This window comes from uncultured Maribacter sp. (assembly GCF_963975365.1).
Classification (GTDB): domain Bacteria; phylum Bacteroidota; class Bacteroidia; order Flavobacteriales; family Flavobacteriaceae; genus Maribacter.
The window spans coordinates 79,406-93,113 of sequence record NZ_CAXBGF010000009.1; the positions used below are offsets into that span (position 1 = coordinate 79,406).

Sequence of the window (13,708 nt, forward strand, 5' to 3'; positions counted from 1 at the left end):
AAACTTATTTAAAAAGGCCTATTTTAGTAGTAAAATGGGCCTTTTTTATTACTATGTCAAAATATACATACTTCCTTTTTATTGTAGTCCTATTTAATTCATGCGGCATTTTTAATACCTACGAAAAACACCCTAAAACCGAATTTAGAGGTGTTTGGATTGCAACTGTTGTTAATATAGATTGGCCAAAGAACGGTAATGATACTGCCGAGAAACAGAAAACCGACTATCTAAAGATTTTAGATTTTTATCAGAAAGAAAATTACAATGCAGTTATTGTACAAGTTCGTGCAGCTGGTGATTCTTTTTATGCTTCCGATTATGCACCTTGGTCAAGATTTTTAACAGGTGAAGAAGGCACCCCTCCCAATTGGAATTCAGATGTTTTGGAATGGATGATTTTAGAAGCTCATCAAAGAGGAATGGAATTTCACGCTTGGTTAAACCCATATAGAGCAACTTTTGATGAAAATTTCGAAATTCTTGCCGAATCTCATGATTATTGCACCCACCCAGAATGGATGGTGCATTACGGCAAAAAGAATTATTACAACCCGGGACTGCCTGAAGTTCGAAACCATTTTTTGAATATCATAGCTGAAATAGTATCCAACTATGATGTAGACGCCATCCACTTTGACGATTATTTTTATCCGTATAAAATCAAAGATGAAATTTTCAATGATGCTATAGCCTTTGAAACTTACGCCAAAGAAAACCAAACAATTGATGATTGGCGACGTAGCAATATTGATTCTTTAGTAAAGCAATCGCATGAAACCATTAAGTCTATAAAACCATGGGTACAGTTTGGTATTAGTCCGTTCGGAGTATGGAAAAACAACGCTACAGATCCTAAAGGTTCAAACACCAAAGCTGGGCAAACCACCTATGAAGATTTATATGCAGACCCATTACTTTGGATGAAAAAGGGATGGATAGATTATTTGGCTCCGCAAGTATATTGGAGCATAAATCTACCTGTAGCATCACACAAAACTATTGTTGATTGGTGGTCAAATAACAATTTCAACACAAACCTTTATGTAGGAAACGGTGCTTATAAAATTCGAAACAACAGTGATAAATCCTGGAACAATGTAAAAGAATTACCTATGCAATTGAAGTTAGCTAGAGAAACACCTCAAATTTCTGGCAATATTATGTTCAGTGCTAAATCTCTTATGACCAATAATGACGATGTTGTAGAATATATTCATAAAAAGTATTACAAATTACCTGCTTTGAACCCCGCTTTCCCATTATCAAATAAGAATACATTAAAAACACCTCGTTTGTCAATTACAGAACAAAACAAAAAAGATTTAATTCTTTATCTCGATGATACCGAGAATATGCGCTATGCCTTACTTTATAAATCTGGTCGTAAGACGAAAGACGAATACCCTATAAAAAAATTAGTTTTTAAGATTTTCTTAGATGGCAACCCAAATAGACTGTTAATACCAAGAAACCAAATATCGGACAACTATTTAGCACTTAGTTTCATAGATGTATATGGCGTTGAAACTGAACCAACAATAATTAATATAAAGCAACTTGCAAAAAATGGCACAAAAAGATAAAGGAGCTTGGGCATGGGTACCCGTTCTATATTTTACGCAAGGCCTACCCTACGTATTAGTGGTCACGGTATCAGTGATTATGTATAAAAAATTAGGTGTAAGCAATGAAGATATCGGACTGTACACCAGTATTTTATATGTACCATGGGTATTAAAACCATTATGGAGCCCTTTTGTTGATTTAAAAAGCACGAAGCGAAAGTGGTTTTTAGCTATGCAGTTGTTAATAGCTGTAGCACTTTTAGGGGTTGGACTGACTTTACCGACAAACATGTTTTTTATATCCTCATTAGCCTGTTTTTGGATGGCCGCTTTTGCATCTGCAACCAATGATATTGCTTCAGATGGATATTACATGCTTGGATTAACCGAAAAGAAGCAGTCTTTTTTTGTTGGCATGCGAAGTACTTTTTACAGATTGGCCATGGTTACAGGAGAAGGATTGATTGTTGTTCTTGCAGGTTTTTTAGAAAATAAATATGGTGATAACACTAAAGCATGGAGCATAACGATGTCGGCAGCCGCCTTTTTAATGTTGATAATGACTGTAGCAAACTTTTTCGTTACTCCTAAATATGAATCTGAAAATGAAGAACAAAAGGAAAAACCAAAAGGCTTTTTTGAGGTGTTTTCATCCTTCTTTAAAAAGCCAGGGATTGGTATCGCATTAGCTTTCATTTTAACCTACCGTTTGGGAGAATCGCAATTGGTGAAAATGGCATCGCCTTTTCTATTGGATACGCCAGATGAAGGAGGTTTAGGCTACTCGACAGAACAAATTGGAACTATTTTCGGTACTGCGGGAGTTGTATTCCTTTCTTTAGGGGGAATTCTAGGTGGTATACTAATTTCACGAGATGGCTTAAAAAAATGGATGTTACCCATGGTACTTTCCTTAAACCTACCCAACATTTTATATGCAGTTCTGGCAGTAACCAATACAACCAATATTTATGCTGTTACGGCCACGGTAATTTTTGAAAAATTCGGTTATGGTTTCGGGTTTGCAGCATTTTTAATGTACCTCATCTATATTGCAGACGGAAAATCAAAAACCTCTCATTATGCCATAGCTACCGGGTTCATGGCCTTGGGCATGATGCTACCTGGCATGGTAAGCGGTTATATTCAGCAATGGTTGGGTTATGACGGCTTTTTTGTCTGGGTAGTTATCGCAGCCCTACCTGTTCTTTTCTTATTAAAGTTTATTACTTATCCTGCAGATTTCGGTAAAAAAACTACAGATTCCAATGAATAATTTACTATCAACTTCAGAAGCACTAAAAACACTTTCTACTACTGAAAAAGTAGGGCAATTATTTATGCCCGCAGCATTTATTAACGATACAGAAGAAGATATACAGCAACTTGAAAAACTGATTTCAAATCATTATGTTGGCGGATTATGCTTTTTTCATTCTAGGGCAAGTGCAGCCACTAATTTTGAAGGGAAGAAGAAAGTAGTGGTTAATGAAAATAGTTTCAAGGTATTAAAAGACCTCATCGTCAGATATCAAAAAGCTGCCATTTACCCCCTATTAATTTCTATTGACGCTGAATGGGGACTAGCCATGCGAATTGAAAATACACCACAGTATCCTTACGCAATAACTCTTGATGCAAATGTCAAAAATATAGATCTGACTTTTGAAGTAGGCAAGCAAATTGCTAAAGATTGCAAAGCAGCTGGTATTCATTGGAATCTTTCACCTGTAGTCGACATTAATACGAACCCTAATAATCCAGTAATCGGTTATCGATCTTTTGGAGATAATAAAGAGAATGTAGTTTCATTGGCTACTGCATATGTAAAAGGAACACAAAGTGAAGGTGTTCTTACAAGTATCAAACATTTTCCGGGTCATGGAGACACTGCAACAGATTCTCATTTAGGATTGCCAGTTATTGATAAAACAAAAGCTGAACTTTTAGAAAATGAACTTTATCCATTTCAAAAACTTATCGAAAATGGTGTAGACTCTGTCATGGTAGGTCATCTGTCCGTACCTGCGTTGACTTCCAATAAAAGTATCCCTTCAAGCATAAACAAAGATATTATCACTGGAGTACTTAGAAATGAAATGGGATTCGACGGAGTGGTCATATCAGACGCATTGAATATGCATGCAGTTTCAAAAAATTATACTGTTCATGGTGAATTAGAATGGTTGGCTTTCGATGCTGGTAATGATGTATTATGCTTTGCGGAACATATTGAAGCAGGAATACAAATGATCTTAGAAAATGCCACAGATACTCAAATTAATAAAAGCATTGAACGCATCTGGACTCTAAAAGAAAAAGCTTTTCGGAACACTTCCTTAGAACAAGGTTTAACAGACCCAAGTTCATTAAACCGAAAAATAGCAGAACAATCGCTCACCTTACAAATAGGCACTGCGCGTGTAATTGAAGAATTTAGAAGAACAAATCATTGTACTATTACTATAAAAAGATATAGCAACAATCAATCTGAAGAAGAGATTTCAGCATCTATAAATGAGATGAAGAATGAAATTGCTAATGAAACCGATGTGCTTTTACTATTGACTCCACCTCAAATAAAACCTACCAATAAATTTGGATTTCTTCAGCAGGAAATTGATTTTGTGAACCAGCTTATTCAAACGAAAAAGGTGGTTCTATATCATTTTGGAAACCCCTATGCACTACAGTTTTTTAAAATTGATAAAACTACTGCTACAGTTATTGTTTACCAGAATTTTAAAGAATTTCAAGATGTAGCCACAGAACATTTTTTAGGAACACTTGAAGCAAATGGGAAATTACCGGTTTTACTTAATTAATTTAATCTACCACAAATGAAAGTTTATAAAATCATAGGCCTTATGTCCGGCACCTCTTTAGATGGCCTTGACCTAGCGTATTGTCACATTTGGGAGAAAAAAGGAAAATGGGAATTTGACATCAAAGAAACTAAAAGCGTTCGGTATTCATCAGAAATGTTAAACACCTTAAAAGATGCCATTGGTTTATCCGCAGAAAAACTAATTAAATTGCATAATACCTATGGCACATGGTTAGGAGAACAAGCTCTGCAATTTATCGAAGAACATAAATTGGATGTTGATTATATCGCTAGTCATGGTCATACCACACATCACCGACCAGAGATGGGCCTTACTTTTCAAGTTGGGTCAGGTCAGCATTTGGCGAATACAAGTGGTCATAAGGTAATCTCCGATTTTAGAACGAACGATCTTGCTCTTGGTGGCCAGGGAGCACCCTTAGTACCCATAGGTGACCGAATATTTTTTAATGAATATGATTTCTGTCTTAATCTTGGTGGCATTAGTAATATTTCTTTCGATGTAAAAGAAAAACGAATTGCCTACGATATTGGTTTAGCAAATATGATCTTAAACTTTATTACCAGAAAAGTTGATTTAGAATATGATGAAGATGGAAATTTAGCAAGAAAGGGTAATGTAAACGTAAATATGTTGAAGCGGTTGAACAACCTTCAATACTACCTACTACCCCATCCTAAATCTATCGGCTATGAGTGGTTTTTATCTGATGTTGTACCTATCGTAGACGAAACAATTGATGTTATTGAAAACTTGCTTCACACGAGCATTCATCACATATGTGATAAAATCGCTCAGCAAATCAAACTAAACGCGAATAGTAATCAACAAAGTTTATTGGTTACTGGTGGTGGCGCCCTAAATTCTTTCCTTATAGAAACCTTGCAACAAAAACTTGGCAAAAACACGAAAGTAGTGATACCTGAAAAAATTATAATTGAATTTAAGGAAGCTCTAATTTTTGCGTTAATGGGTGTGCTACGGGTTGAACAACAAACAAATGTTCTTTCATCTGTTACAGGAGCAAAAAAAGATTCTTCTAGTGGCGTTGTTTACCTACCTAATTGAACTTTTTTACCTAATTTACTACATTAAAACACAAACTGAAATGTCAGAAAAACAAAAGAAAGCATCGGCTTATTGGAAAGAGAACGTAAGGTATCTATTTATACTTTTAGCTATATGGTTTTTTGTTTCGTTCGGCGCGGGCATACTGTTTAAAGATGCCTTGGATTCCATCAAAATTGGCGGCTTTAAATTAGGATTTTGGTTTGCTCAACAAGGGTCAATCTATGTTTTTGTAATCCTAATATTTGTATATGTTAGATTAATGAACAAATTAGATAAGAAATACGGCTATAACGAATAGACCAAAATAAAACCAACCACAAAAAAACCAACAGATGAGTGTTCAAACTTGGACGTATATTTTAGTAGGGCTCACATTCGCCCTGTATATAGGAATCGCAATTTATTCTCGAGCAGGTTCAACAAAAGATTTTTATGTTGCTGGTGGTGGTGTTTCACCACTTGCAAACGGTATGGCAACCGCCGCAGATTGGATGTCGGCTGCCTCTTTTATTTCCATGGCAGGTATTATATCGTTTGCAGGGTATGATGGCTCGGTTTACCTAATGGGCTGGACAGGTGGCTATGTGCTACTGGCATTATTGTTAGCTCCATATTTACGCAAATTCGGAAAATTCACGGTTCCAGATTTTATAGGTGATCGTTATTATTCAAAAACGGCACGTATTGTTGCTGTCATTTGCGCACTTATAGTTTCATTTACCTATGTCGCAGGGCAAATGCGAGGTGTAGGTGTCGTATTCTCTAGATTTCTTCAAGTGGATATTAACACCGGTGTGATTATAGGTATGGTCATTGTTTTATTCTATGCCGTTTTAGGTGGAATGAAAGGTATTACATACACTCAAGTAGCTCAATATTGTGTTTTAATTTTTGCCTTTATGGTTCCTGCTATATTTATTTCGATACAAATGACAGGAAACCCAATTCCGCAACTGGGTATGGGTTCTACATTAAATGACGGTTCAGGAGCTTTCTTATTGGATAAATTAGACGGACTTTCTACTGAACTTGGATTTAATAAGTATACGGACGGTTCTAAATCGTTAACAGATATTTTTGCGATAACGTTAGCATTAATGGTCGGTACAGCAGGTTTACCCCATGTAATCGTCAGGTTTTTTACCGTAAAGAAAGTTAAAGATGCCCGTAAATCTGCAGGTCTTGCACTCCTTTTAATAGCTATTTTATATACAACTGCACCTGCTGTTGCCGTGTTCGCAAAAACGAACTTGATCAACACGGTTAGCAATGAAGAATATTCTAGTATGCCAGTTTGGTTTAAAAATTGGGAAGAAACCGGGCTATTAACTTTTGACGATAAAAATGCGGATGGTAAAATTCAATATGTAGCAGATAAAGAAAAAAACGAGCTAACGATTGACAACGATATCATGGTTTTGGCAAATCCGGAAATTGCTGATTTACCAGCATGGGTAATTGCTTTGGTAGCGGCTGGCGGTCTTGCAGCGGCACTATCAACAGCAGCAGGTCTTTTGCTAGTTATTTCAGCATCAGTTTCACATGATTTAGTTAAAAAAGTATTTAATCCAAATATATCCGACAAAGCAGAATTATGGGTGGCTAGAGGTTCAGCAACTGTTGCAGTAGCCATTGCCGGTTACTTTGGTATAAATCCGCCAGGTTTTGTGGCAGCCGTAGTAGCATTGGCCTTTGGTTTGGCTGCAGCCTCCTTTTTCCCAGCAATAGTACTCGGTATTTTTTATAAAAAAATGAATAAGGAAGGCGCTATCAGCGGTATGGTTGTAGGTATTCTTTTAATGCTTTTTTACATGACCAAATTTAAGTTCGGTTGGTTTGGAGGTGGCTCCCAGGCAGATTGGTGGTTTGGAATTTCACCGGAAGGTTTTGGTAGTATTGCCATGATCGCTAACTTTATAGTATCGATTATTGTTTTACAATTTACACCAGAACCACCAGAAGATGTTCAAGAAATTGTAGAGAACATTAGAATACCAAGTGGTGCTGGTGAGGCAACAGGGCATTGACACAAAAACAAAGTAGGTTTTTTTACCTAGAAAATACATAAAAATCAAGTAGCAGAATGAGTAATTATCACATCAAACATTTAGAAGAATATTTTCAAGTGTATCGCAAGTCGGTTCGTAATCCTGAAGCCTTTTGGGAAGAAATTGCCGAAGAACATTTTGTTTGGCGTAAGCGATGGGACAATGTACTGAGCTGGGACTTTGAAAAGCCAGAAATAAAATGGTTTGAAGGTGCCAAATTGAACATAACAGAAAACTGTCTAGATCGTCACCTACCTACTAGAGGAACTAAAACTGCAATTATTTTCGAGCCCAACAATCCTAATGAGGAAGCAGTACATATAACCTATAGGCAATTACACGAAAGAGTTTGTCGAATGGCTAATGTATTATTGGACCATGGAATAAAAAAAGGTGATCGTGTTTGCATCTATCTGCCTATGATTCCTGAATTAGCAGTTGCATTATTGGCTTGTGCCCGAATAGGAGCCATACATTCTGTGGTATTTGCAGGATTCTCTTCAAATGCCTTAGCTACCCGAATTAATGATTCTGATTGTAAAATGGTTATCACTTCAGATGGCTCTTTTAGAGGTACAAAATCAATCGATTTAAAGGGGATTGTCGATAAAGCGCTTGAAGAATGTTCTGGAGTAGAAAATGTTTTGGTAGCAAAACGCACTGGTACTGAAATACATATGGAAGATGGTAGAGATAAGTGGCTACAACCTTTATTAGATGATGCATATGCAGACTGTGTTGCGGAAATTATGGATGCTGAAGATCCACTATTCATTCTGTATACATCAGGCTCAACAGGCACTCCAAAGGGTATGGTCCACACCACAGCGGGGTATATGGTATACACTGCCTATACCTTTAAAAATGTATTTCAATATAAAGAAAATGATGTTTATTGGTGTACCGCTGATATAGGTTGGATTACAGGTCATTCCTATATCGTTTATGGCCCATTGGCAAATGGTGCGACAACATTAATGTTTGAAGGCGTACCGTCTTATCCAGATTTTGGTCGCTTTTGGGATGTGATTCAAAAACATAAGGTAAACCAATTTTATACCGCACCAACTGCAATAAGAGCATTAGCAAAAGAGAATTTAGAATATGTAGAAAAATACGACCTCTCAAGTCTAAAAGTATTAGGCTCGGTGGGCGAACCTATAAATGAAGAGGCATGGCATTGGTACAACAATAATGTAGGTAAGAAAAATAGTCCTATCGTTGATACATGGTGGCAAACGGAAACTGGGGGAATTATGATTACCCCAATACCTTATGTAACCCCAACGGCACCTACCTATGCAACGCTTCCATTTATTGGTATTCAACCAGCCCTTATGGATGAGAACGCCAAAGAAATTAAAGGAAATCAAGTTGAAGGTCGACTATGCATAAAATTCCCATGGCCTTCAATCGCCAGAACAATTTGGGGCAATCATGACCGATATAGAGACACTTATTTTTCCGCCTATGAAAATATGTATTTTACAGGTGATGGAGCACTTAGAGACGCAGTTGGGTATTACCGTATTACGGGCCGTGTAGATGATGTTATCATCGTATCAGGCCATAATTTAGGCACAGCACCAATAGAAGATTCTATCAATGAGCACCCTGCAGTAGCAGAATCGGCCATTGTAGGTTTCCCGCATGATGTAAAAGGAAATGCTCTTTATGGATATGTTATTTTAAAAGAAACCGGTGAAAGTAGAGACAGAGAAAATTTAAGAAAAGAAATAAATCAACAGATTACAGAGCACATAGGGCCTATTGCCAAATTAGATAAAATTCAGTTTGTATCTGGACTTCCAAAAACACGTAGCGGTAAAATCATGCGTAGAATTCTTCGAAAAATTGCCAGTAACGATACAAGCAATTTAGGTGATACTAGCACGCTATTAAATCCAGAAGTAGTAAAGGAAATTATGGATAATTCCCTTTAATAGCAATCTTAAAATTATTAGTAATCAATACTATTTTAAAGTTCATCAAACTCATTTAAGATTATGGGTTTGATGGCTTTTTATTTTATGCGAGAGGCCTTCAATTGTATATCGGCTGTTGCCCAACTCGCCTGTAATTTTTCCTCAACGTCTTTTAACTTAGTTGACTCTTCAAGTTTTTCATAAGCTAATTTTAGACCATGAAGTGCCCAGCCATTTTTCGGTAATCTAGTTAAATCTTCTTGGTAAGTGATTATTGCATCATCATATAGGGCAGCTTCAATTTGAATTGCTCCCAAATGATGTCTTACTGAAAAAAACCAATCTGGTGGTTCATTATAATTTAAATTATCTTCAATTTCTACAGCTTCCTTTAAAAGTTTAATGCTATCTTGATAATTAGATTCACTTGCCAAAATTTCTGCCTTTAAAACTCTTTTTGCGATTTGAAGTAAAACATCTACCGAGTTGATGTCCCAAATGGTAATTTCTTTTAAACTTTCGTCTTCTGAATAAATCTCTAAAGCACTAAGCTCTTTCTTTGCTTCATCCAATTTATCCAATCCTAGAAAGGCCATTCCTCGCGCGTAATTACGAACAGCTTCAGGATATTTTAGGGAAGTATCTTCATTATCCATTTCTAAGATTTTCTTCCATTTACCGAATTTTACATTAATGTAATATGGTATGGTGTAATAATGTTGAATTGTTCCCCAACCTGGCTCTTTCATTAGCAAAGTATTAGAATGTTCAGCAACATTATTAGCAGCTTCTATTGCCCACATACTATTACCTTCTAAAGTTGCCGTGGCCGCCATAAAATGATAATTATGAGGAAAATAAGACAAAGGATAAGCTCCTTGTGCATTGCATGCAGAAACATAACTACTATCTACCGAAATAGCCCGAATGTTTGAAAGTGTCCCTTTATGATAATCACCGGTCCGTATATAAATATGTGATGGCATATGCACTAAATGCCCCGCGCCAGGTACTAAATCCTCGTCAAACAATTGAGCACTCTTGAGTGCCGTTTCCGGGGAATTTGAAGTTTCTAAAACATGAATATTAAAATGATGTGCACCTGGGTGTTTTGCATCTATATCCAAGGCATTATCAATAACAGAAATGATTTTTGGTGTCCACTCTTTTGGGTTTCCCATTTTATCCCATAAGTCCCATGGATGCAAATCCATCAAAGACTCGGCGAATAAAATAGCGACATCTGCATCATAAGAATATTCTTCATAAACCTCTTCCATTGCAAGTGAATAGGCCACATCAAGTTTACTTCTATCTTCCACAGGTGCTTTCACATACCTTTTAGCCAATGCATGAATTAACGCTTTTTCTTTTTGAGAAGCTGAACTCTTAGATATTTCTATAGCATTTTGAATTGCTTCGTAAGCTCTTTCATAATTATCGGGTTCCATACCTGCATTATAATTAGGCCCCAACACATAAGCGAACCCCCAATATGCCATGGCGCATTTTGGGTCTAATTTTGTTGCATAAAAAAAAGAGCGAGCAGCTTCGGCATGATTAAAACCATATGCCAAAACCAATCCTTGGTTTACATATTTCTGAGCTAAACTATTTGTAGTAGTTATAGGAAAATCTAGCACATCGAGACCTTCAATTAGTGGTGCAATATTATCCGATTCGTACCATTCGGCATCAGTGGTTATTGGAGCACAAGTTATAATCGGGCGATCTTTAGTATCAAGTGAATTCGTTTTATTATTACACCCAATAAATAGTAGAAAAAGAAAATTAAGATAGAAAAAGTCTTTCATAAGGAATGATTTAAAAAATTAAGGGTATGTATTTATATAATTATAATATTTACAATGACTTTTCATTGAATTTCATCAAAATTCTCAAATCATCCTTCAATCGATTTATTTCCTCATCATCAGTGCCATTGTACACACCTCTAATTTGCCTTTTCTTATCAACTAGAATAAAATTAGGTGTATGTATAAAATCTTGCATGCCGCCATCACCTTGTTCTACAACTGCAAAATAACTCTTACGAGCGAGTTCATAAATATGTCTTTTATCGCCCGTGGTAATATTCCATTTTTCATCTATCGCTTTTTTATCATTAGCATATTTTCGTAATACCGAAATACTATCTAGTTCAGGAGTTACAGAAAGTGACAATAACATAACATCATTATTATTAGAAAATTCATTTTGAATTTTCACCATATTATCTGTCATAATGGGGCAAATGCTTGGACACCTTGTAAAGAAGAAATCAACAACATAAATCTTATCCTTATAGTCTTCTTGTGTAATTATGTTTCCATTTTGATTAATTAGTTTAAAATCTGAAACCGTATGGTTTCCATCTTTAGACTGTAAACTAACATCAACCAATTCTGCATTAAAATCTGATGGACTATAAACAGGAAGTTCATTACCACCCCAATTGTTACAGGAAATTGAGCAAAATGAAATTAAAATGGCTATTACAACCAAACATCTATATTTCATAATGTCATATTTTGCTGAAGAAATTCTTTGGCTTCTCGTATTTCTGATCTATCACTATTAGAATCTATGGTGAGTTCAAGAAGTGATTCAAAATAAAATATAGCTTTTTCCTTATTACCAGATTCTTTTGCAGCTAAGGCAGCCCCATAAATACCATTAAATCTATTGGGTCTTCTTACAAGGTTCAACTCATAAGCATCTAACGCCTCTAAAGGCTTATTTACTTTCAAAAGCATATCTGCCAAAAGTTCATCTGCAGGTAAAATTTCGCCTGGTGTAACTGGATGTTTTGAAGTCATACTTTCCATTTCAACAGCATTTCTCATTAGGCTCAATGCCTCTTCTACCTCGTTATTTTCTAATTTAAGCCACGCTTCTATTGTTTCTATTTGTATAGCAACTTGATTGGCCTTATAAGCATCTTCTAGTTCAATTAATTCTTCTTTAAATGATTTCAATAAAACAAGTTGCTTCTCCGCATCTATTAAGTTATTCATATGTATTGCGCCTAAGGCCTTCGCGAAATGGAGCAATGAACGTTGCCAAGGAAAATTTTCCCATTCCATACCCGGTATTTGTGGTAACTCTAATAAAGAGGCTTCTTCCCAATTTTTATTTTCCACCGCTATTCGTGCAGGAATAGCAGCGGCCGTATAGGCAATTTTAAAATTCGGGGGAAATATCTTTTCAAAAGATTTTAAGTAGGCATATTGTTCATTGGCCTTTTTATTTTCTCCTATTTGTAAATAAGCATATACCAAATACCCCATTGCATGTACTTCTTCATCCCAATGGGCACCTGGCGCAATGCTTTCGGCGTAGCAAACTGCTGAAGATGCAGAATTTATATTTGTATTAATTGACTCATTCCATAAACCTAATCTGGTGAAAATGTGTGAAGGCATATGCTGCGCGTGTGCAGAATTCGGGGCAATATCAGCATACCGTCTTGCAGTGCTAAGACCCAATTCGGCCAATTCTGGATAATCATAAGAATGTATTATATAGTGTGCTACACCAGGATGATTAGGTTCTTTATCAAATAAATCTTCCAATATTTTACCTGCAGTACGTTGTTTTGAATAACTTTTATCTGTTGGTATTGCTGAAGCACGAATCGGCAATGCATAAAAAATGGCAACTTCAGTATCGTCCATATAATCACTAAACATTATCCCCTTCTTTTGGGCATAACGTTCTTTTCTTGTCTGATTATCTACCGTTTCCCAATCTTTATAAAATGCTCCAATAGCGTTTAAATATTGTTCGGCTTTTTTAGACTTGGAAAGTTTTTCGGCAATGGCAAGCAACTTAACACCTTTCTCTAAAACTGATGATTCAGGTGGTGCCCACAACCCATGATATATACTCATGGTGACACCCCAATAAGCCATTGCACAATCGGGATCTTCATCAATAACTTTCACGAAGGCCTTTTCAGTCTCGATATACTCAAAAGAATGAAGTAAAGAAATTGCTAGATTAAAAGTTTTTCTAGTTTCATAACTGCACGTTTCAGAAAAATTAACATCACCAAATTGACCATTACCACATAATTGAAGGTCTCCTCTCAAAAGATTTAACGAAGATAAATCTGTATTCTGACTACTATTTTTACATCCTAAGAAAAAAGATAGTATTACTAAACCGAAAACAAAGCTTACTTTTTTTAACTCCGACATTTCTGATAGGTTGAAGTTCTCAAAATCTTAACATTAGACAACATC

Annotated in this window: 10 protein-coding genes; 7 read left to right on the forward strand and 3 right to left on the reverse strand. The window is 36.0% G+C overall.

Annotated elements, in window-relative coordinates; genetic code table 11:
- Positions 1-53 precede the first annotated feature (53 nt).
- Genes AACZ49_RS11560 through acs form a run of 7 tightly spaced genes read left to right on the forward strand, consistent with a single transcriptional unit; the run spans position 54 to position 9,479 of the window.
- The gene (locus tag AACZ49_RS11560) at positions 54-1,586 is read left to right on the forward strand and encodes a family 10 glycosylhydrolase (protein WP_339654867.1); all 1,533 of its coding nucleotides are present in this window, start codon (positions 54-56) and stop codon (positions 1,584-1,586) included.
- On the forward strand, positions 1,570-2,844 hold the full coding sequence (locus tag AACZ49_RS11565; protein ID WP_339654869.1) for an MFS transporter: 1,275 nt from the start codon (positions 1,570-1,572) through the stop codon (positions 2,842-2,844). The genes AACZ49_RS11560 and AACZ49_RS11565 overlap by 17 nt, the downstream gene beginning before the upstream one ends.
- The gene (locus AACZ49_RS11570; protein WP_339654872.1) at positions 2,837-4,393 is read left to right on the forward strand and encodes a glycoside hydrolase family 3 N-terminal domain-containing protein; all 1,557 of its coding nucleotides are present in this window, start codon (positions 2,837-2,839) and stop codon (positions 4,391-4,393) included. The genes AACZ49_RS11565 and AACZ49_RS11570 overlap by 8 nt, the downstream gene beginning before the upstream one ends.
- A gap of 15 nt (positions 4,394-4,408) precedes the next feature.
- Positions 4,409-5,485 (forward strand): anhydro-N-acetylmuramic acid kinase, encoded by a 1,077-nt coding sequence (locus tag AACZ49_RS11575; protein WP_339654875.1) that lies wholly within the window; start codon positions 4,409-4,411, stop codon positions 5,483-5,485.
- 40 nt (positions 5,486-5,525) lie between these two features.
- Positions 5,526-5,786, forward strand: coding sequence for a DUF4212 domain-containing protein (locus tag AACZ49_RS11580; RefSeq protein WP_339654878.1), 261 nt, complete (start codon positions 5,526-5,528; stop codon positions 5,784-5,786).
- A 34-nt stretch (positions 5,787-5,820) separates the two neighbouring features.
- A complete protein-coding gene (locus AACZ49_RS11585; RefSeq protein WP_339654881.1) occupies positions 5,821-7,515 on the forward strand; it encodes a sodium:solute symporter family protein in 1,695 nt (564 codons plus the stop codon).
- Positions 7,516-7,571: 56 nt separating this feature from the next.
- Positions 7,572-9,479, forward strand: a complete 1,908-nt coding sequence (gene acs, locus AACZ49_RS11590) for an acetate--CoA ligase (RefSeq protein WP_339654884.1) — start codon at positions 7,572-7,574, stop codon at positions 9,477-9,479.
- An 80-nt stretch (positions 9,480-9,559) separates the two neighbouring features.
- Here the strand turns inward: acs and AACZ49_RS11595 are convergent, their stop codons facing one another.
- From AACZ49_RS11595 to AACZ49_RS11605, 3 genes are read right to left on the reverse strand one after another with little or no spacing between them, the layout of a single operon-like run.
- On the reverse strand, positions 9,560-11,275 hold the full coding sequence (locus AACZ49_RS11595) for a hypothetical protein (protein WP_339654887.1): 1,716 nt from the start codon (positions 11,273-11,275) through the stop codon (positions 9,560-9,562).
- A 49-nt stretch (positions 11,276-11,324) separates the two neighbouring features.
- A complete protein-coding gene (locus tag AACZ49_RS11600) occupies positions 11,325-11,981 on the reverse strand; it encodes an SCO family protein (RefSeq protein WP_339654890.1) in 657 nt (218 codons plus the stop codon).
- Positions 11,978-13,663 (reverse strand): hypothetical protein, encoded by a 1,686-nt coding sequence (locus AACZ49_RS11605; protein ID WP_339654893.1) that lies wholly within the window; start codon positions 13,661-13,663, stop codon positions 11,978-11,980. Before AACZ49_RS11605 ends, AACZ49_RS11600 begins: the two co-directional genes overlap by 4 nt.
- Positions 13,664-13,708: the final 45 nt, after the last annotated feature.